The organism is Shewanella khirikhana, from assembly GCF_003957745.1.
Taxonomy (GTDB): domain Bacteria; phylum Pseudomonadota; class Gammaproteobacteria; order Enterobacterales; family Shewanellaceae; genus Shewanella; species Shewanella khirikhana.
The window spans coordinates 4,552,351-4,572,744 of the sequence record NZ_CP020373.1; the positions used below are offsets into that span (position 1 = coordinate 4,552,351).

Here is a 20,394-nt window from a genome sequence, read left to right on the forward strand (position 1 = left end):
ATTTGCTGTGAGGGAAGGGGACAGGTCAGCCCCGCCGCCGCAACATGTCCACAGTGAAAATGGCCAGTGCGGTCCAGATAAAGCCAAAGGTGATGCCTTTTTCCATATCAAAAGGTTCCTGATACAGGCTGACTGCGAGCACAAACATAATGCTTGGGCCGATATATTGGAAAAACCCCAGCATTGATAGAGGGATACGTACAGCGGCGCCTGCAAAGCACAGCAAAGGCGCTGTGGTTACCAGCCCTGCCGCAATGAGCAGCAGATTGAGCTGCCAGTTATTCACCAACATGCTGTGTTCGGCCGTTGGCAAGGTGTAGAGCAGGTAGCCCAAGGCCACCGGCATCAGAATAGCGGTTTCGACCAGCAGGCCGGTTTTGGCATCAACATTGGCTTTTTTGCGCAGCAAACCATAGATACCAAATGAGCCTGCAAGTGCCAGCGACACCACAGGAATTGAGCCAAAGGACACCAGCTGCACAGCGACACCAATGCCCGCCAGCGATACCGCCAGCCACTGCAATTTACGCAGCCTTTCACCCAAAAACACCATACCAAGCAGGACGTTAAGCAGCGGGTTGATGTAATAACCCAGGCTGGCATCCAGCATATGGTCGTTGTTCACGGCCCAGATAAACAGCAGCCAGTTGCCGGCAATCAGTAAGGATGTCACCAGTAGTACCAACAGCTGTTTTGGGTTTTTCAGCAATTGCTTAAGCTTGGAAAAGCCGCCGACAAAAGCCATCAGTAAGATGGTGAACACAAACGACCAAATCACCCGGTGCAGCAGAATATCGGTTGCGGAAACCTGCTCAAGCAATTTGAAGTAAAGTGGCGCGAAGCCCCACATGGTGTAAGCACCAATGGCGAGCATGATGCCTTTGCGGTATTCCTGGTCCTGAGTCATTTGCGGGTCTCCGGCAATCGGGGCGCGCATTGTAAGCGCCCTTGATTGTTGGCTCAAGCGATACAAATAAACACCGGCGACACAGTTTGGCAAGTTGTAAAGCCAGCTTTGGTTGATTGCCCATAGTGCCGGTCAATCGGTTTATCCGACAAGACATCAAGCCCCGCCTTGGTTAGAATGGGCGCCTTGATTTTCGGACGGCCTTTTCATGGAACCAGCTTCTCTCAGTCAAACCCCGGATCCCCTGAGCCACTGCCTGCAACAGGTGTTTGGTTATCGGGATTTCCGCCCCGGTCAACGGGACGTGATGGAGCGGGTCTGTCAGGGCGAAGATGCACTGGTGATCATGCCCACCGGTGGCGGCAAAAGCCTGTGCTATCAGGTGCCGGCTCTGGTACTCCCAGGGGTGACGCTGGTAGTTTCTCCCTTGATTTCGTTGATGAAAGATCAGGTCGACAGCCTGAGTCAGTCCGGGGTCTCGGCGGCATATCTCAACTCATCCCAGCCACGCGAAGTGGCTATTGAAGTGCTCCGGCAGCTCAGGTTTGGTGAGCTGAAACTGCTGTATGTGTCGCCTGAGCGGTTGCTGCAGGGGGATTTTCTCAACCGTCTTGATGATCTGCACATCAGCCTGTTTGCCGTTGACGAAGCCCATTGCATCAGTGAATGGGGTCATGACTTCCGGCCCGAATACTCGGCGCTTGGACAGCTCAAACAGCGTTTCCCACATGTGCCCGTGATGGCACTGACGGCCACTGCCGATGAAGCGACCCGTGTCAGCATTTGTGAACGGCTGTACATCAATCCATTTCGTCACCTAGCCAGTTTCGACCGGCCCAATATCCGTTACACGGTGGTGGAGAAGCTGAATGCTGCCAATCAGCTGCGGCAGTTTATCCAGTCGCGCAAGGGCGCCAGTGGCATTGTCTATTGCAGCAGCCGCAGGCGGGTCGATGAGGTGGCGGCGCGGCTTCGTCAGCAGGGCTTCTACGCCGAGGCATACCATGCCGGTATGACTCAGGATGAGCGCGCCAGCGTGCAGGACAGGTTCCTCAAAGACCAAATCGATGTGGTTGTAGCCACAGTTGCCTTTGGTATGGGGATTAACAAATCCAACGTGCGTTTTGTGGTGCACTACGACATTCCCAAAAGCATAGAGTCATACTATCAGGAAACCGGACGCGGTGGCCGGGATTGTCTGGATGCTGAGGCGCTGCTGCTGTTTGACCCTGCCGATATTGGGCGGGTGAAACACCATATTGAGCAGTTGGAGCCGGGGGCGCAGCAACAAGTTGAGTACCATAAGCTTGCGTCCATGGCGGCCTTTGCCGAGGCGCAGACCTGTCGTCGACAGGTGCTGCTGCACTATTTTGGCGAAGCGGCGAGTGAGCCCTGTGGTAACTGTGATATCTGCTTGGACCCGCCTAAAAGATACAATGGCACTGAAGACGCCCAGAAGGTTCTATCTTGTATATACAGGCTGGAACAGCGCTTTGGTATCAATCACTTAATCGAAGTGCTGCGGGGCTCTAGGGCGGCAAATGTGGTTGAACGTGGCCACGACAAACTCTCGACCTGGGGAATTGGCAAGGACAAGAGCCACGAATATTGGCTGAGTGTTATTCGTCAGCTTATTCACCTGGGGCTGGCCAGTCAGGATATCACCCGAGGCTCTTCTATTCGCCTTAATCCTGCCGCAAGACCTGTGCTGAAAGGAGAAGTGGCACTGATGCTGGCTGAGCCGCGACTGAATATCAGTGTGAGCGAATCACCTCGCCGCAGAAATAATGCCAGGGCGCCGGTGAACTATGACCGTCGTCTGTTTGCCCGGCTCAAGAATTTGCGCCGTACCATAGCCGAAGAGCATGATCTGCCGCCGTATCTGGTATTCAACGATGCGACCCTGGCCGAAATGGCCTGGATGTTGCCCAAGTCGGAAGCCGAGTTGCTGGCGGTGAACGGCGTGGGTGAGCGCAAGCTGGCAAAGTTCGGCGATGCCTTTTTGGATGAGATTGCCGCTTATATCAGTAACGACTGAGCCAAGGGTCTGATTGTCAGGGCTGAACTTCAGCTCATTTTGCTGTAGCTACCCAGCTGCGCCCGGCTCATACCTCGTACGCTGGCACGTTTCAGCAGGGTTTCGCTGGTATCAAACTGGTGCATGCTGGCGTGGCCAATCAATATTTTACCTTCCTGACAATCGTCCAGCACCGGTTGCAGTTGTTTCATTACCAGTTCCGCCCCCTGATTGCTGGTGTAAGGCAGCAGCAGTAACAGCTCGTCCGGGCTGAAACGCAGGATCATGTCAGTTTCCCGAAGGCGTTTTTCGATGGCGCCTTTGAGTGCCGGCAGGTCAACCGGGCGTATATCGCGAATATTGAGCAGGAGAATCGACAGCGAGTGGTTGCCGCGCTTGGCATGCTGCATGGCATATTCCAGATGCTGATCCGGCGACTGAGGCAAGGGCGCCTCGCTGGATTGCTTACGCAGCGAAACATGGCGCAGCAGCTGCCACAACACCAGTGCCAATAGCAGCAGGATCATCGCCAGTAAAATCATATACATCCAACTGATACTGCTGCGCTCTTCCAGGTTATCACTGAGCAGCTTTTCCAGGGTGGCATCGCTTGCCCTTTGGCTCAGCCGCGCCTTGAATTGCAGCATGCGGGTATCGCTGGCCGCCTTGTGGGCTTTTTCCGCAGCTTTGTAGCTTTTCTCTAGAAACTCATAGGCATGCTTAAAATCTGATTGATTGGCGCTGTGCTCGGACAGTGTTAAATAGTAAGACGCTAGATCTGAGTACACCTGCATTCGCTCCGCGGTGCTGATAGCGTCATTCATTAGCTTAAGCGCGTTTTTTTCATCACCTTTGTCGAACGCTATCAGGGCGAGTAAGCGTTTGGTTCGCATACTGTAAAGCTGCTTTTGTTGCTGCTCGAAGGTGTTTAATGCCACATCCAACAAATCTTTCGCTTTGTCGGAATTGCCCCTCTCCAGTTCGATGGCTGCAATAGTGGCATAACCTACCGCAAGCTCGAGTGGTGTACTGAGCTCCGGCAGCAATTGTCTGGCCTCCTGCAGATACGTATCTGAGGTCGTAATGTCACCTTTTCTCAGGGCGATACGGGACGCATTCAGTAACAATACCTGGCGGATTTTGCCGAGACACTCCGGGGACTTGAGCCCCAGCTCTGTGTAATACATGGCTTGCTGATAATCGTGGGTGACGAACAGCAGATTTCCCATAGCGGCATAAACAAAGGCTTTGGGTGGCCAGGCCCAATCATCTTCCTGAGCACTGATGTTGTCGTAGGCATCGAGCGCTAAACGTAAATCTTCAATGGCTGATGCGACGTTATCGGTTTCGGTATCAAGCTGCCCTCGCAAGCGCAGTGCCATCACCATAGCTTGCGGCTGTTGATAACGCTTTGCCAGAGTAATGGCGGTGTCCAGCAGAGGCAGGGCAACCTGCAGGTTATCGTAAGCGCTGTAGGCATCGGCGAGGCAGGACATAAAGTAGGGCCGCACATGCTCGGCGTTCAGTCGCTTGGCGGTGGCTTCGCCCATTTGTGCGAGGTTAATGGCTGCTTCGTTTTCACCCAGCTGCAAAAAAAGCTCACATTTAAGCAGCTTGAGTCTTAATTCTTCAAAGGGGGAGGGCGAGCCGCGCCGATGTGCTTCTTCCAGCTCGGCAATTTTTTGTTTGGCTTCGGCGGGATATTGGTAGACCAGCGTATTGATTTCATCCATGGGATCTTGCGCGCAGGCAAACAGTGGCACCAGCCACAGCAGCAGGCAACAACACCAACGATGAAAGTCCATTTGGTCTCCGAAGAATCAGCGCATATCCATGAAATCGGCAGGGAGTATATCAATTTTTCGAATGCTTTTGCATAAATCAAACCCATGCAATTTGCATTTTGCGTTTTTGACTGCAATCCGGTGGCTTTGCCGCACGCTCTGCGATTTGGCCTGAAAAAGCATCGATTTTACCCTGCTACAGCCTGAAAACGCCGCACTGACTCTGGTCGGAACTCTGTATCGTGAAAAAAATGGGGTTGACAGTACCCGATGCTCAAGTTACATATTAGCCACTCGCTTGGGTTTTCTACAGCATAATTATTTGGTTTTTATGAATAGAATTGTTGCGCTACTCGGTCTCCTCCTTCTTACTCTCGCAATCTCTGCGCGGAGGAATTAGTGTCGCACGCTCGCTAGCCAAGCAAAGTCTACACAAACCCCGCGCTAACAACGCGGGGTTTTTTGTTTCAAACGCCCAATACACGCAAACAGAACCTGAGGGTTCCATGGAGAAGCGGAATGTCAGACAGAGTCATCATCTTTGATACCACCTTGAGGGACGGCGAACAGGCGCTGGCCGCGAGTCTTTCGGTTAAAGAGAAACTGCAGATCGCCCTGGCCCTCGAACGTTTGGGTGTGGATGTGATGGAAGTGGGCTTCCCAGTGTCTTCTCCCGGTGATTTTGAGTCGGTGCAAACTATTGCCCGCAATATTAAAAACAGTCGGGTGTGTGCATTGTCACGGGCGCTTGAAAAAGATATCGATGCCGCCGCTCAGGCGCTGTCGGTGGCCGAGCAGTTCCGTATCCATACCTTTATTTCCACCTCCAGCATCCATGTGGAGAGCAAGCTCAAGCGCTCTTTTGATCAGGTGCTGGAGATGGCCGTGGGCGCAGTGAAATATGCCCGCCGGTTTACCGATGATGTGGAATTCTCCTGTGAAGACGCGGGCCGCACCCCGATTGATAACCTGTGCCGCATGGTGGAGGCCGCAATTAACGCCGGTGCCCGCACCATCAATATCCCGGATACCGTGGGTTACACAGTACCGAGCGAGTTTGGCGGCATCATCCAGACCCTGTTTAACCGGGTGCCCAACATCGACCAGGCCGTGATTTCGGTGCACTGCCACGATGATTTGGGTTTGTCGGTGGCCAACTCCATCGCCGCGGTGCAAATGGGCGCACGCCAGATTGAATGTACCGTCAACGGTATCGGCGAGCGCGCCGGTAACTGTTCTCTGGAAGAAATCGCCATGATTTTGGCCACCCGCAAAGATTTGCTGGGGCTGTCGACCAATATCAACGCACGTGAAATCCACCGCACCTCCAGCTTGGTCAGCCAGCTGTGCAACATGCCCATCCAGCCCAATAAGGCCATCGTTGGTTCCAATGCCTTTACCCATTCATCCGGTATCCACCAGGACGGCATGTTAAAGGCGCAAAACACCTATGAAATCATGACCCCCGAGAGCATAGGCCTGAACCGTAACAACCTGAACATGACCTCACGCTCCGGCCGCCATGTCATTAAGCATCGCATGGAAGAAATGGGTTATGGCGCAGACGATTACGATATGGACGTGTTGTACGACGAGTTCCTGAAACTCGCCGACCGCAAAGGCCAGGTATTCGATTATGACCTGGAAGCGCTGGCCTTTATGGAAGCCCAGGCCGAAGACGACGACCATTATGTGATGGAGCAGCTTGTTGTGCAGTCCGACTCCACCGAAGGCAAGGCCACTGCCACAGTACGTATCCGCATTGGCGATGAGGTAGTCACTGAGGCTGCCACCGGTAACGGCCCTGTGGATGCGGCCTATAACGCCATTGCCCGCGCCAGCAAGCGTACCATCAATATCAGCACCTATAAGCTTGGTGCCAAGGGCGAAGGCCAGAATGCCCTGGGTCAGGTGGACATCACCGCCCGTTATGACGACCGTAACTTCCACGGCGTGGGATTGGCCACCGACGTGGTTGAGGCCTCGGCGCAGGCATTGGTGCATGTGATGAACCTGACCTGGCGTGCTGACAAGGTTGCCTATTGCAAACAACAAATTCAAAAGACCCGCGAGCTGGGCGGCGTATAAGCACCCAGCAGCCAGATTAACGCGTGGCGAAACGTAACAAATTCAAAGAGTCGCAGGAGTAGAGCAAAGCATGAGTTATCAGATAGCCGTATTGGCCGGTGACGGCATTGGCCCAGAGGTAATGGCAGAAGCGCGTAAGGTGCTGGCCGAAGTCGAGGCGCGTTTTGCCCTCAATATCGAATACAGCGAATACGATGTGGGTGGCATTGCCATCGACAATCATGGCTGTCCGCTGCCGGATGCCACCCTCAAGGGCTGTGAAGCGGCCGATGCCATCCTGTTTGGCTCAGTGGGCGGCCCCAAGTGGGAACATCTGCCCCCCAACGAGCAGCCAGAGCGCGGCGCACTGCTGCCTCTGCGCGGTCACTTCGAGCTTTTCTGTAACCTGCGCCCGGCCAAGCTGCACACCGGCCTTGAGCACATGTCGCCGCTGCGCGCCGATATCTCTTCTCAGGGCTTCGATGTGCTGTGCGTGCGTGAGCTCACAGGCGGCATCTATTTTGGTAAGCCAAAAGGCCGTCAGGGCGAGGGTGAAGACGAAGAAGCCTTCGACACCATGCGTTACAGCCGCCGTGAAATCCGCCGTATTGCCAAAATCGCCTTCGAGGCGGCCCGCGGTCGTCGCGGCAAGGTGACTTCTGTGGACAAGGCCAACGTACTGGCCTGCTCTGTGCTGTGGCGCGAGGTGGTGGAAGAGGTAGCCAAAGACTTCCCCGATGTGACCCTGGAGCACATCTATATCGATAACGCCACCATGCAGCTGCTACGTCGTCCGTTCGATTTTGACGTGATGCTTTGCTCCAACCTGTTCGGCGATATTCTGTCTGATGAAATCGCCATGCTCACCGGCTCCATGGGGCTGTTGTCCTCTGCGTCCATGAACGGTTCAGGCTTCGGTCTGTATGAGCCTGCCGGTGGCAGTGCGCCGGATATTGCCGGCAAAGGCATCGCCAACCCGGTAGCGCAAATTCTCTCTGCTGCGCTGATGCTGCGTCACAGCCTTAAACAGGAAGAGGCCGCCGCCTGTATTGAGCGCGCCGTGGGTGCCGCTTTGGAAGCGGGCTTCTTAACCGGCGAGCTGCTGTCTGCTGACCAGCGTCACAACGCAAAATCAACCAAAGAAATGGGCGACTTTATCGCCAAGGCAATCCGGGAAGGTGTGTGATGGGAAAGACTCTGTATGAAAAAGTGTGGGACGCCCACCTGGTGGTCGAGCCCGCCGCTGAAGCGCCCATCATCTATGTAGACCGCCATCTGGTGCATGAGGTGACCTCGCCTCAGGCTTTCAGTGGTCTGAAGATGGCCGGCCGCCCACTGCGGGCGGTGGAAAAAACCTTCGCCACCATGGATCACAACACCTCCACCAAGAGCGCGAGCCTGACGGCATTAAGCCCCATGGCCCGTACTCAGGTTGAAACCCTGGCGGACAACTGCCGCGACTTTAATGTGCGCTTGTACGATATTCACCATCCAAATCAGGGTATTGTGCACGTGATGGGGCCTGAGCTTGGCATTACCCTGCCAGGCACTGTGATTGTGTGCGGCGACTCCCACACAGCGACCCACGGCGCTTTTGGTGCGCTGGCCTTCGGTATCGGTACCTCGGAAGTGGAGCATGTGCTCGCCACCCAGACCCTGCGTCAGCTCAAAGCCAAGACCATGAAAATCGAGGTGCGCGGCAAGGTGGCCGACGGCATCACCGCCAAGGACATAGTGCTGGCCATTATCGGCAAAATCGGCATGGATGGCGGCACCGGCTATGTGGTGGAATTTTGCGGTGAGGCCATTCGTGACCTCTCCATGGAAGGGCGCATGACCCTGTGTAACATGGCCATCGAAATGGGTGCCAAGGCCGGTATGGTCGCCCCCGATGAAACCACCTTCTCTTATCTGGAAGGCCGCGAGTTTGCCCCCAAGGGCGATGCCTGGCAGCAGGCGCTGGCCGACTGGCGTGAGTTGCACACAGATGCCGATGCGGTGTTCGATGCCGAAGTGGTACTGGAAGCTGCCGCCATTGCGCCGCAGCTGACCTGGGGCACTAACCCAGGCCAGGTGGTGGCCATCGACGGCGTGGTGCCAAACCCCGCCGATGAAGCCAATCCCGTGGTGCGCACCAGCATGGAAAAGGCGCTGGCCTATGTGGACTTGACCCCGGGCACGCCCATGACCGATATCGCTATCAACAAGGTGTTTATTGGTTCCTGCACCAACTCCCGTATTGAAGACTTGCGCGCTGCGGCGGCCCAGGCCAAGGGCCGCAAGGTCGCCACTGGCGTGACCGCCATCGTAGTACCGGGGTCAGGCCAGGTAAAACTGCAGGCCGAGGCCGAGGGGCTGGATAAAATCTTTCTCGAGGCGGGCTTCGAGTGGCGCTTGCCGGGTTGCTCCATGTGTCTTGCGATGAACGATGACAGGCTGGAAGCGGGCGATCGCTGCGCTTCGACCAGTAACCGTAACTTTGAAGGACGCCAGGGACGCGGAAGTCGCACCCATCTGGTGAGCCCTGCCATGGCCGCTGCGGCTGCGGTTTCCGGTCACTTTGTCGATATTCGCGTTCACAGACCCCTGGAGGATTAATCAATGCAGGCTTTTACTACCCACAAGGGGCTGGCGGTGGCCATAGATTCGGCCAACATCGACACGGATCAGATCATCCCCAAGCAGTTCCTGTCCAAGGTAACCAAGGACGGCTTTGGTATTCATCTGTTCCACGACTGGCGTTATCTGGATGACGCCGGCGATACCCCAAACCCCGAGTTCAACCTCAATAAGCCAAGGTACAAAGGCGCCACTATTTTGCTGGCCCAGGAAAACTTTGGCTGCGGCTCCAGCCGCGAACACGCCCCCTGGGCGCTGGCGGACTTTGGCCTGCGCGCCATCATTGCGCCCACCTTTGCCGACATCTTTTATGGCAACGCCATCAACAACGGCCTGCTGCCGGTGCGCTTGCCGGAAGCGGCTGTGCGTCAACTGATGGACGAAGTGGAAGCCAATGAAGGCGCCGAGGTGACTGTAGATCTGGAAAACCTCAAGGTGGTATCGCCATCGGGTGCCGAGTTTAGCTTTACCCTGGCTGAGTCTGCCCGCCAGAACCTGCTCAAGGGCCTGGATGCCATAGGTCTGACCCTGGCCCACGAAGCGGCCATCAGCGACTACGAGTCACGTATTCCAGCCTGGCGTCGCTGAACCGCCAGTTGACAGATTTCGGCGTACAGCTGTAACAGCCATTTCGATATACGGCCATTTGCAACCTTCGCGGGTTACAAATGGCCGTTTTTTATTGTTGTGATTCAATGCTAGTTGATTGATTTTTATGAATTTAAGTCTGTGCTTAATTCCGTTTGAGTTTGCCGAATTAAAATAGCCAGTGATTTATGCTGAAAACTGACGTTGTTTTTAGCTTACGCCTGTTTCTGTGTGCGCTTGTGGCTAAGTCTATTTAAAACACGGTGTTAGGTGTTTTGTTGGCTTTGGTTTTGATCCTGTGTTGCGAACATTCTCGCGCTTTTGTGTGCTGTTTTTCTGTTTAAAGCTGTGATCCTGGTCATTTTCTCACTCCGCCTGCTTGATTGTTGCAGTTGAATTCGCTGTTTTGCGGCTTTTGGTTGCAAAGATCTTCTGTATGAATACACTGCCATGCACTTGTTTCGAGTGAATGCTCTATTTACCGAACGCAAAATCAATAACATCAGCAGAGAATGATAATGAAAAAGAGTGTACTGACTTTTGCCGTATCAGCGGCTCTTATGGGGATTGCGACTCAGGTTAACGCTGCCGGTTTCCAGCTGGCCGAATATTCTGCCACCGGTCTTGGCCGTGCCTTTGCCGGTGAAGCGGCTATGGCCGACAACGCCGCTGCCCAGGCCCGTAACCCAGCCATGCTGGCTTACCTGAGCGGTCGTCAGGTGTCTGGCGGCGCTATCTATGTAGCCACCGAAGTGGACGTGACCGGCGATGTGCACATTGCTTCTCCTGTGCTGGGTCCACAGGGCGTGACCCTGAACGCCGACGCCTATGACGTTGCCGACAGCGCCCTTATCCCCAACTTCTATTACTCAAGCCAAATCAATGACAACTGGACCTGGGGTCTGGCGGTGAATTCCAACTACGGTCTGGCCACCGAACTGCCTGCTACCCACGCCGCTTCGTTGTTTGGCAGCGAAACTGCGGTTACCACAGTTGAGTTCAACCCCAACATCGCTTATCGCCTGAACGATGCCGTGACTCTGGGTGCCGGTGTGCGCGTGGTGTACGGTGAAGGCAGCATTGGCGCGTCAACCCCTTATTGGGTAGGTGCCATCAAGGCCAATCCTAACCTGCCACCTCAAATTGCTGCCCGTCTGCCCGAGCCAGGCACTGTGCTCAAGACCATGGAAGGCGATGATGTGGGCTACGGCTGGCAAATCGGCGGAAGCTGGCAGCCTTCTGAAAACCACAGATTCGGCCTGGCCTACCACAGCAGCGTAGAGCTGGAACTGTCCGGCAAGGCTTCTGGCCTGCTGTACACCGGTGGCCAGAACCTGGATATCGAAGGTTATCTGCCGCTGGAGCTGCCTGCGTTTGCCGAGCTGTCTTCTTTCCATCAGCTGAGTGACGATGTGGCGCTGCACGCCAGCGTTAACTGGACCCAGTGGAGCGTGTTCGACCGTCTGGTGGCTTACTTCCCCGGCGAAACCAAGCCAGTGGGTGGCCTGGAGTCCGATCTGGTGAAGGAAGAGAACTTCAAGGACAACTGGCGCTTTGCCATCGGCTCTACCTGGAATGTAAACAAAGACTGGACCGTTCGCAGCGGCTTTGCTGTTGACCGCACTGCCGTGGATGATGAGTTCCGTACCACCACCATCCCTGACTCAGATCGTTTGTGGTTCAGCTTGGGTGCCGGTTACCGCGCCAGTGAGAACCTGACCGTGGATATGGCAATCACCTATATTCGCGCTCATGGTTACGCGCCTATCGATGAGCATCAGGATCTGGCCGGTCTGGCTCAGGTCAGCTTTAACGGTGAAGCCGGCGGCAGCGTGTGGCTGGCCGGTGTGCAGTTAAGCTACAAGATGTAATTCATCAAAAAGCCCCGCAGATGCGGGGCTTTTGCTATCTGGCCATCATACTTTAGTTTGCTTGCAACTAAGCGCTTGATTGCAAGAGGCTTAACGGCGCAATCCCAGGCAGAAAATTTCCCGGTTTCACCCCGCCCAGACTCATGGCGTACAGCTTGCGCAGGTTGTATAGTGTGCAGCTTAAGGTGGATCTTTTTTGACGGGATACTGCGCCAGTTTGCGACAGTCCCGCCTTTTCTCTCATTGGATAAAGATAACAAGAGGTGCCGGATGAAACCCGCGATGTTACTGACAGCCTTGCTTGCCTTCCCTGCAATGGCCAATGCGTCACCCGAAGCTGTGGTGCGCGACTTTTTAGCCGCATTTAATCAACAGAATATTCCGCAGATGCTGTCCAATACCCATCAGGCAGTGTACTGGAACCATATCAAGGGCCAGAAGGTGGACACCAAGGCCGAAACCCAGGCCGAGTTTGGTGCTGCTCTGCAGGACTATTTTGAATCTCTGCCCGGTGCCCATGCCGAGATCCTGTCGATGACGGCATCTGGCAGCTATGTCAGCATTCTGGAGCAAGTCAGCTGGACCGTGGATGGCGAAATAAACAGCCAGTGCTCTCTCGGTGTGTACGAGTTGATTGGCGAAAAAATTTCCTCCATTTGGTATTACCCCGCCCACGTGTGTGAGCCAAGGGACAACCAGATGGAGCAAAGCACTGAGGCTCTGGCACCAGAGGCGAGCGCAACCCATTGATGGGTTGCGGCAATAAGGATATGCAAGTGGACAAGCAATATGTGGTGGCGCTGGATCAGGGCACAACCAGCTCCCGCGCCATCGTATTCGACCGCGATGCCAATCTGGTGGCGGTCTCTCAGCGTGAATTCACCCAGATTTACCCCAAGGGCGGCTGGGTAGAACACGACCCCATGGAAATCTGGGCCTCCCAGAGCTCCACCCTGATTGAAGTGCTGGCCCGTGCCGGTATTCATGCCGAGCAGGTGGCCGCCATCGGCATTACCAATCAGCGCGAGACCACCATCATCTGGGATAAGCACACAGGCAAGCCTGTGTGTAACGCCATTGTGTGGCAGTGTCGCCGCAGTGCCGCCATTTGTGAGGCGCTGAAGTCTGAAGGGCTGGAGGGGCTGTTTAGGGATAGAACCGGGCTGCTGCTCGACCCTTATTTCTCCGGCACCAAAATCAAATGGATTCTGGACAATGTGCCCGGTGTGCGTGAGCGCGCCGAGGCGGGCGAGCTGCTGTTTGGAACTGTGGACAGCTGGCTGGTGTGGAAACTCACCGAAGGCAAGGTGCACGTCACCGACCCCACCAATGCCTCCCGTACCCTGATGTACAACATCCACAGCGGTGAATGGGACGATGAGCTGCTCAAGGCGCTCACTATCCCCCGCAGCTTGCTGCCACAGGTGCAGCCATCACAGGCGGTGTATGGCACTACCCGTATCGCCGGAGAAGGTACGGAAATTCCGGTTGCCGGTATGGCGGGAGATCAGCAGGCGGCGCTGTTTGGTCAGCTGTGTGTCGAGCCCGGCATGGCCAAAAACACCTACGGCACCGGCTGCTTTTTGCTGATGAACACCGGCAAGCAGGCGGTGAAATCGGAGCATGGCCTGCTCACCACCATCGCAGTGGGGGCCGATGGCGGCATCAACTATGCGCTGGAAGGCGCCGTGTTTATGGGCGGCGCGACTATACAATGGCTGCGGGATGAGCTGGGGCTTATCCGCGATGCCAGCGATACCGAATATTTTGCCTCCAAGGTGGACGACACCAACGGCGTGTATCTGGTGCCCGCCTTTGTGGGCTTGGGCGCGCCCTATTGGGACCCCGATGCCCGTGGCACCCTGGTGGGGCTGACCCGCGGGGCCAACCGCAATCACATCATCCGCGCAGCGCTGGAGTCCATCGCTTACCAGAGCCGCGACCTGCTCGATGCCATGAGTAAAGACAGCGGCGTAGCCCTTAAACAGCTCAAGGTGGATGGCGGCGCTGTGGCCAACGATTTTCTGATGCAGTTTCAGGCGGATATCTCAGGCGTTGAGGTGTTGCGCCCGGCGCTTACCGAGACTACCGCCATGGGTGCTGCCTTCCTTGGTGGTCTGGCGGTGGGCTTTTGGTCCTGTGTCGATGAAATTCGCCACAAGAGCGGTATCGACCGGCGTTTTGTACCGTTGATGGACGACAGGGACAGAGCCGGGCTTTATCAGGGCTGGCAGGACGCGGTGAGTCGCAGCCTGAGCTGAGTGCCGCTCAAACGGCACGGTTGGCCGTACAGGCAAGAAAAAGGGCGCAATCAATGCGCCCTGATGTTTTCTATCCGCTCGTTTAAGTCGGGATGCGTGCTTAACCAGTCGGGCACATCGAACATACCGGGCTGCTGCTTCAGTTTTTGATACAGGCTTGCGAGCGGCTCGGCACTGCCATGGCTGGATGTCATCTGCGAAATGGCGAAGGCGTCGGCCTCACGCTCATTGTCGCGGGAATATCCCAGCGTCAGCCCCAGCACGGCAGTACTGGCCATCACATTCGCCAGACCGCTGCTGTCACCTATTATCATGGCCACGGCCACCGACAGCAGGGTACTTTGCACCACCGACGTCATCAGGTGTCTGTGATGATGGTGGCCAAGCTCATGCAGCAGCACGGCTTCCAATTCCCCTTCGGCGTCCGCCAGCTTAACCATGGCATCGGTCAGCACCACACTGCCATCGGCGAGGGCAAAGGCATTGACCATGCCTGGATGGGGGTTGCTGGCCTCTGCAGTGTCCGAAGTCTGTGAACTGGAGGGGACGTCGTCAATCATCTCTTCTTCGGCGGCGCTGCCCATAAAATAAAGTTTGGGCTTGGGGCTGAATTGAACCCCTTGCTGCTCAAGTGTGGCCAGCAGGCTATCGAACCTTTTTTGCACCTGAGCCTTAGTGGCTTCATCCAACTGAGATTCACCCAGCCCAATGCTGTCGAGGCTGTCCCGGCTGTACTCGCCCAAATGCTCCTGTACCGACACCGGCACCATGGCCGCCAAGGTCTTGGAAGCCAGAGGTAAGCCATAGCGATAACCGCCCCACATGATCACCAGCAGCGCCAGGCTGAAGCAGATTGCCAGCAGAGGTCTGCGTTCGATAACTGACAGCCTTGAGTGGCGCTTATGCTGCTTCAGCCAACGGTTGAGTTCTTCAGGTTTGGCCGCCACAAACACCCAGCCGCCCTCAAAGGTGAGGTTACGCGCCATGGTGCCAATTGCGTCGGCCACCTCAACAAATTCGATGTGAACTTTGCACTGATGCTGCTCAGAACTCAGGGACACAAATCCGCGACTGTCGAGGCTGACCCTGGCGGGATGCTTCTGTGCCTGTTTCGGGGCAAGTAAATGCCCCTCAAGATCTAACGCCAAGGTTAAATTACCCCGATATTGAGGTCGAATACGTCTACCATTTCATCGGCCAGAGCGCTGTCGCTGCCTGCGTTGTGATCGTGAGCATTGGTAAAGCTCATGTCGCCTTCGGCATGGGTGTGCTCAGCCAGATAGCGGGCGGTTCTGACATCCACCCAGGGACGACCCAGGCCCAGGGTAAAAATGGTGATCAGCATATTGGTGAAGATAAGGCCGACAAAGCCCTTCACTGGCAAAGTGGATTTCAGGCTCAGTTTGTCGTCGATGCGGATTTGGCCCAGCAGGTAATTGCGGGTGCTGGCTTTGACATAGGCATACACAAACATGCCGACAATGAAACTCGACAGATAAGCCACCATAACGAAGCCGCTCAGAGCTGCCAGCTTGGCGTAATTGGGTTCTGTCGCGCTTGGAGAATCGTTCAGCCCTTTCAGGGCATCTGCCAATCCAAATGGTAAGGCGCAAAGGGCCAGCAGCGCCACGGCTCCCAGCACAATCAGTGCCGCGCCGAGCGCGATTTTCCGATATTCGCCTGTGTCTACCTTGGCCTCAAACTTGGTGTCGCCATAGCGGTAGCCGTTGGCAACATAGCGGGCAATCCCTGCCGTGACCCAGCCGTAAGCCAGGATAAATAACCCGCTCATCGCGAGTACGGCTGCACTGATGGCGAATATGTTTCCGAAGCGCACAGCGGAAACAACGAATACAAGGCCAATAAAAGCAATGATGTAGGCACCGATCGGCTTCGCCAGGAACGCCAGGTAGGCACCACCATAGGAGCCCTGAAAGTCGAAGCGGACATTACGGAAACGGGTCATGCGGGCATCAAAACGAATATTACGGGCCGCGAGTACCGGGAAGCACAGCATCAATATCACGCCGAGGCCGGCGTTGATCAGCGGAAACAGCGCACTGGTGCCAATCCAGATGAGAAACAGCACCACCGCAATGATGCGCCCGATAAGGATTTGCATTGGGGTGGCCAGGTACTCGAATCTGTCGCCATCGAGTTCGGTATTGCCGTAAAAGTATTGATTGGTTCTGACTTTGGCCCAGGCCGAATAGATACCGAGGGTGATGCAGGACAGCAGGATATTGACTATCCAGATCCCGAAAAACTCAGCGCCGTTGCCGTGGAACTTAAAGGTATAATTTTGATTTTTAGAGGATATATCCTGATTCATTAGAGTTCTCCATCCATTGGAGACTCTATTGTATACAGTACTTTCGACTTAATTCAATTTAAATAAATCAGTACGTTATACTTCAATGTCGATATGACTGCCGCTGCGGCGGGCCCGGCGTTCTACCGCAGGCTTATTCACGCTTTCCCGTGGCCGATTTTCCTTTTCTTCGGTGCCACTGCTGGCGGAGGTTGAGGTTTGCGGTGGCAATTGGGATTGGGGCGCCTCATGGCTGTCTTTGTCGATAGCCGTGTCATTATCCAGCTGTTTTACCCGGCGGCGACGCTCAAGGGTTGCCTTTACCGGTGCTGCCAACATGGCATAGATGCTGTCCAATCCGCTCATTCTCGCCTCCTGTGCTTCCTGCACTGGTTATCGGCATGTTCTGCCTAATATTTAGACATTTTTACTGGCGTCCGGTTCACAGAGGCCACGCTGCTTTTGCCAATAGCGCTCCTGAGCTTTATTGGCAAGGCTGACCCGGCCGTGGTAGGCGCCGTGCTGGCACGCAAGTCGTTGTCCCTGTTCGACTCTTTTCCCGAGACGCTCAATGTCTGCCTCTGTTGGTGCGGGGGGCGTATCGATAAACACCAGGGCGCACATACCGCAGCTGCCACCGCCGCCGCACTGGGTTGGCAGTAAGGGGCTTTTGGCATTGATGGTTTCGAGCAGTGAGGCGCCGGAGCTAAAGCGGCCAAGCTCATTGCCCTGGGTATCCAGCACGCAGAGGGAAGGCTGTGTTTCTCTGGCCGCTCCCTTACCCAAGGGATAGAAGCCTGCCCGCCAGCGCTGCCATACCACCACTGTGCCCGACAGCGCCATCAGTAAGGTCAGTAAGGCAAACAGGCGGATGCCGATATGGTTAAAGCCGATGCCATTGCCCGGTGCATAGTCCATAAAATGCAGCATCAGCAGCAGTTCTTTTAAATCAGAGCCTTTATCCTTGTGTGCCAGCAGTTTACCGCTGTCTGCATCAAGGAGAACCCGGGTATTTCTGTCGGTTTGAGCCTGGAAAAGGGCAACTTTGGCCGAGCCGGGAAAGCCAATCGCATCACCGGGCAGATATTGTAGTCGGTTGGTCAGCGGCGCCTTGATACTTGCCGCGGCAATTTGCCTGAGCAGAGCATCGTCCAGTTTAAGCGGCGCCAGGGTATCTGCCCACAGGCTCATGCTTTGCTCGCCGAGCTTCAATCTATACACCGGCCGTGCCAACAGGCTCTCGAGGCGGATCTCGCTGACCTGAGCAGGCAGGGAAAGTCCTTCGGGATCGAAGGGGCGCGGCGCCCTTGTCGTCTTGGCCATGTCACTGACGCGATAACGGTTGGCATCGAGATAGTCTTCGTCAATTAGGCTCAGCGTCAGGCCAGACCCCAGCCACAGCAGCATCTGCAAGCCGCACAGCGCAGCAAGGTATAGATGAAGCTTCAGCCAGTTCATCGCTTAGCCTCCGACTTTGGCGCGTATTCGGAGTTCACTGCCGGAGTAAGACTGCGCCAGGCAAGCAAGGCGCCGGTGAGTGCAAGCAGCAGTGCCAATACTGAGGCGATGCGCAGCAGGTTGTTGTGGATATTGTCGCGCTCGGCGTAATCCATGATGTGCAGCATCCACAGCACATCGAACAGTCGCCAACCATCGAATCGCTTGCCGACAAGCTCCCCGGTGATGGCTGAGAAATACAGGCTGGGAGCCAGCGGGGCATCAAAATCAACCCGGTACATCGGCAGGTGCCGGGGGCTCATTTCAGCCGGTGCTTCATCCTGATAAAGGGTGACGTTTGAAATGGGCTCATCACTTGTATATACAAGCTTGGCTCTGGCTTTTATCGCCGCCTCGTCCGGTGGCGCAATGGGCTCGCCGCTGGTCGCATCCAGGGCTTTGACGCCGCTTGCGTCTGTGAATAAGTACACAGGCCCATGCTCAGTTTGTTTCAAGCGGATATGCATGGCATCGGGATAGCGTGTTTGTACCTTGGCAAAGGTGAGTTGCACCCCGCCATGGTCTATGGGCAGTACTGGTTCATCAACGAGGTGATCGCCATGGATGTCTTCAATATCGGTCAGCACCATATAGGCGCCACTCAGGCTCCAGAGCAGGATCTGCAAACCTATCAGGGGCGCCAACAGTCGGTGCCAGCGCCTAACTTGTGTGATCGATGCCATGAACAGAGGGAAATCAGTCGAAGGTGTCACGCATCTTCACAGATTTGCGTGCGCCAATTCAAGGTCGAAAATCCACCTTTTGTCTGCAAAATGGGACAGCGCCCCACAATCCCGGGCACATTATCAAAAATTCACTGGCATTTAATGTGTGTTTTTTCCACCGTTTAGCAAATTTTTGCCACTTTTCTCCACGCGAACAACAAAGTTTGAACATCGCGCGAGGCCGCTTGCCGTCTGGATTTATCGCAATTTTGCACCCTTGACATAGGTTGCGCACTGTCCCTACACTTAGCAATTGTGGGAAATTGTGGATCTTTGTGGATCGAACAACTTCAACAGGGGGACAGCCACCAGTGTTCAGAGGGGCCAGTGCAATCAATCTTGATGCCAAAGGACGGATCGCGATTCCGACGCGATACCGCGACCCTCTGCTGTCTGCTCACGAGGGTAAGCTGGTCATCACCGTGGATATTCAGGCGAACTGCCTGCTGATTTATCCCGCCAGCGAGTGGAGCCTGATTGAAGCCAAGTTGCTGAAGCTGTCCGATACCCAGCCCACCGAGCGCGCGCTTAAGCGGATGTTGCTCGGCTATGCCCACGAGATAGAAATGGACAGCAATGGTCGGTTGCTGTTGCCGCCGCCGTTGCGTCAGTACGCCCAGCTGGAGAAGAAAGCCATGCTGGTGGGGCAATTGAACAAATTTGAGCTGTGGGACGAAGCCCAGTGGCAAGCCCAGATCCAGGATGCGCAGGATATTATCCGCGCCGGTGATCTGGCCGCCAATGAGCGTCTCGCTGATTTTTCACTGTAACAGTGAATACAAAAAGATAAGAAGAGAGCCATGAGCCAGGAATTTGCCCATTTATCCGTATTGCTCGCTGAGACCGTGGACGGCCTCAACATCCATGCGGACGGCATATACATCGACGGCACCTTTGGCCGTGGCGGCCATTCCCGTGAAGTGTTGTCCCGCCTGGGCCCCAATGGGCGCTTGATTGCCATCGATCGCGATCCACAGGCAATCAAGGCGGCCGAACAATTTGCCGACGACAGTCGCTTTCAGATTGTCCATGGCGGCTTTGGTCAGCTGGCTTCTTACGTCGAAGACCTGGGACTGGAGGGCAAGATTAACGGGGTGTTGCTGGATTTGGGAGTGTCGTCGCCGCAACTGGACGATGCCGAGCGTGGCTTCAGTTTCCTGCGTGATGGTCCGCTGGATATGCGCATGGACAACTCTCAGGGCGAAACTGCTGCCCAGTGGTTGGCCCGCGCTGAAATCGAAGACATGGCCTGGGTATTTAAAACCTACGGCGAGGAGCGCAACGCCCGTCATATCGCGCGCTGCATTGCCGCCGACAGGGAGAAAACGCCCTTTACCCGCACCAAGGAACTGGCGGATCTGATTGCCAGAGTGGCCAAGAGCAAAGAGCGCAACAAGCATCCGGCCACCCGGGTGTTCCAGGCCATTCGCATTTACATCAACAGCGAGCTTGAGCAAATCGATCAGGCGCTGGAAGGCGCGCTCAAGGTGCTGGCTCCGGAAGGTCGTCTGTCGGTGATTAGCTTCCACTCGCTGGAAGACCGAATAGTGAAGCGTTTTATCCGTCGTCACAGTCAGGGGGAAGAGTTGCCCCATGGCTTGCCGGTAACCGAGGCTCAGCTGAACAAGTCGCGGATGCTGCTGCCTGTGGGTAAGGCGATGAAGCCGTCCGATGAAGAGATTGAGCGTAACGCCAGAGCCCGCAGCTCGGTGCTCAGGGTGGCAGAACGTCTGCCTTACTGAGGATC

General features: G+C 55.5%; 17 protein-coding genes. 10 read left to right on the top strand and 7 right to left on the bottom strand.

What is annotated here, in order from left to right; all coding sequences use genetic code 11:
* Positions 1-25 precede the first annotated feature (25 nt).
* Complete coding sequence (gene rarD, locus STH12_RS19990) at positions 26-907, bottom strand: EamA family transporter RarD (RefSeq protein ID WP_126169597.1); 882 nt, start codon at positions 905-907, stop codon at positions 26-28.
* Between the two features lie 208 nt (positions 908-1,115).
* On the opposite strand from rarD, the gene recQ reads away from it, so the two are divergent.
* Entirely contained in the window at positions 1,116-2,945 is a 1,830-nt protein-coding gene (gene recQ, locus STH12_RS19995) for a DNA helicase RecQ (RefSeq protein ID WP_126169170.1), read from the top strand.
* Between the two features lie 29 nt (positions 2,946-2,974).
* Here recQ and STH12_RS20000 read toward each other — a convergent pair whose 3' ends face one another.
* Complete coding sequence (locus STH12_RS20000; RefSeq protein ID WP_126169171.1) at positions 2,975-4,729, bottom strand: hypothetical protein; 1,755 nt, start codon at positions 4,727-4,729, stop codon at positions 2,975-2,977.
* A 498-nt stretch (positions 4,730-5,227) separates the two neighbouring features.
* Between STH12_RS20000 and leuA the strand changes: the two genes are divergently transcribed.
* The 7 genes from leuA to glpK all read left to right on the top strand — a co-directional run bounded on the left by leuA (position 5,228) and on the right by glpK (position 14,114).
* Positions 5,228-6,796, top strand: coding sequence for a 2-isopropylmalate synthase (gene leuA, locus STH12_RS20005; RefSeq protein WP_126169172.1), 1,569 nt, complete (start codon positions 5,228-5,230; stop codon positions 6,794-6,796).
* 70 nt (positions 6,797-6,866) lie between these two features.
* Positions 6,867-7,961, top strand: coding sequence for a 3-isopropylmalate dehydrogenase (leuB, locus tag STH12_RS20010; RefSeq protein WP_126169173.1), 1,095 nt, complete (start codon positions 6,867-6,869; stop codon positions 7,959-7,961).
* Positions 7,961-9,373: a 3-isopropylmalate dehydratase large subunit gene (gene leuC, locus STH12_RS20015; RefSeq protein ID WP_126169174.1), complete on the top strand. Its 1,413-nt coding sequence runs from the start codon at positions 7,961-7,963 to the stop codon at positions 9,371-9,373. The genes leuB and leuC overlap by 1 nt, the downstream gene beginning before the upstream one ends.
* Positions 9,374-9,376: 3 nt before the next feature.
* Positions 9,377-9,982 (top strand): 3-isopropylmalate dehydratase small subunit, encoded by a 606-nt coding sequence (gene leuD / locus STH12_RS20020; RefSeq protein ID WP_126169175.1) that lies wholly within the window; start codon positions 9,377-9,379, stop codon positions 9,980-9,982.
* Positions 9,983-10,500: 518 nt separating this feature from the next.
* Positions 10,501-11,853: an outer membrane protein transport protein gene (locus tag STH12_RS20025; protein ID WP_126169176.1), complete on the top strand. Its 1,353-nt coding sequence runs from the start codon at positions 10,501-10,503 to the stop codon at positions 11,851-11,853.
* 270 nt (positions 11,854-12,123) lie between these two features.
* Positions 12,124-12,603 carry a nuclear transport factor 2 family protein gene (locus tag STH12_RS20030; RefSeq protein ID WP_126169177.1) on the top strand — a complete coding sequence of 160 codons (480 nt, stop codon included), beginning with the start codon at positions 12,124-12,126 and terminating at the stop codon, positions 12,601-12,603.
* 26 nt (positions 12,604-12,629) lie between these two features.
* Positions 12,630-14,114, top strand: coding sequence for a glycerol kinase GlpK (glpK, locus tag STH12_RS20035; protein ID WP_126169178.1), 1,485 nt, complete (start codon positions 12,630-12,632; stop codon positions 14,112-14,114).
* Between the two features lie 50 nt (positions 14,115-14,164).
* On the opposite strand, the gene STH12_RS20040 is transcribed toward glpK, so the two are convergent.
* From STH12_RS20040 to STH12_RS20060, 5 genes are all read right to left on the bottom strand, one after another.
* Entirely contained in the window at positions 14,165-15,262 is a 1,098-nt protein-coding gene (locus tag STH12_RS20040) for a M48 family metallopeptidase (protein ID WP_126169179.1), read from the bottom strand.
* Between the two features lie 2 nt (positions 15,263-15,264).
* A complete protein-coding gene (locus STH12_RS20045) occupies positions 15,265-16,446 on the bottom strand; it encodes a YjgN family protein (RefSeq protein WP_126169180.1) in 1,182 nt (393 codons plus the stop codon).
* Between the two features lie 75 nt (positions 16,447-16,521).
* A complete protein-coding gene (locus tag STH12_RS20050) occupies positions 16,522-16,791 on the bottom strand; it encodes a hypothetical protein (RefSeq protein ID WP_126169181.1) in 270 nt (89 codons plus the stop codon).
* A 51-nt stretch (positions 16,792-16,842) separates the two neighbouring features.
* On the bottom strand, positions 16,843-17,883 hold the full coding sequence (locus STH12_RS20055; protein ID WP_126169182.1) for a PepSY domain-containing protein: 1,041 nt from the start codon (positions 17,881-17,883) through the stop codon (positions 16,843-16,845).
* Positions 17,880-18,566, bottom strand: a complete 687-nt coding sequence (locus tag STH12_RS20060) for a hypothetical protein (protein WP_164551262.1) — start codon at positions 18,564-18,566, stop codon at positions 17,880-17,882. The genes STH12_RS20055 and STH12_RS20060 overlap by 4 nt, the downstream gene beginning before the upstream one ends.
* 392 nt (positions 18,567-18,958) lie before the next feature.
* On the opposite strand from STH12_RS20060, the gene mraZ reads away from it, so the two are divergent.
* A complete protein-coding gene (gene mraZ / locus STH12_RS20065) occupies positions 18,959-19,417 on the top strand; it encodes a division/cell wall cluster transcriptional repressor MraZ (protein ID WP_126169184.1) in 459 nt (152 codons plus the stop codon).
* A gap of 30 nt (positions 19,418-19,447) precedes the next feature.
* Entirely contained in the window at positions 19,448-20,389 is a 942-nt protein-coding gene (rsmH, locus tag STH12_RS20070; protein ID WP_126169185.1) for a 16S rRNA (cytosine(1402)-N(4))-methyltransferase RsmH, read from the top strand.
* Positions 20,390-20,394 lie beyond the last annotated feature (5 nt).

Coding starts and splice junctions, on each gene's coding strand:
- rarD (WP_126169597.1), bottom strand. CDS start 907: ATGACTCAGGACCAGGAATACCGCAAAGGCATCATGCTCGCCATTGGT.
- recQ (WP_126169170.1), top strand. CDS start 1,116: ATGGAACCAGCTTCTCTCAGTCAAACCCCGGATCCCCTGAGCCACTGC.
- STH12_RS20000 (WP_126169171.1), bottom strand. CDS start 4,729: ATGGACTTTCATCGTTGGTGTTGTTGCCTGCTGCTGTGGCTGGTGCCA.
- leuA (WP_126169172.1), top strand. CDS start 5,228: ATGTCAGACAGAGTCATCATCTTTGATACCACCTTGAGGGACGGCGAA.
- leuB (WP_126169173.1), top strand. CDS start 6,867: ATGAGTTATCAGATAGCCGTATTGGCCGGTGACGGCATTGGCCCAGAG.
- leuC (WP_126169174.1), top strand. CDS start 7,961: ATGGGAAAGACTCTGTATGAAAAAGTGTGGGACGCCCACCTGGTGGTC.
- leuD (WP_126169175.1), top strand. CDS start 9,377: ATGCAGGCTTTTACTACCCACAAGGGGCTGGCGGTGGCCATAGATTCG.
- STH12_RS20025 (WP_126169176.1), top strand. CDS start 10,501: ATGAAAAAGAGTGTACTGACTTTTGCCGTATCAGCGGCTCTTATGGGG.
- STH12_RS20030 (WP_126169177.1), top strand. CDS start 12,124: ATGAAACCCGCGATGTTACTGACAGCCTTGCTTGCCTTCCCTGCAATG.
- STH12_RS20045 (WP_126169180.1), bottom strand. CDS start 16,446: ATGAATCAGGATATATCCTCTAAAAATCAAAATTATACCTTTAAGTTC.
- STH12_RS20050 (WP_126169181.1), bottom strand. CDS start 16,791: ATGAGCGGATTGGACAGCATCTATGCCATGTTGGCAGCACCGGTAAAG.
- STH12_RS20055 (WP_126169182.1), bottom strand. CDS start 17,883: ATGAACTGGCTGAAGCTTCATCTATACCTTGCTGCGCTGTGCGGCTTG.
- rsmH (WP_126169185.1), top strand. CDS start 19,448: ATGAGCCAGGAATTTGCCCATTTATCCGTATTGCTCGCTGAGACCGTG.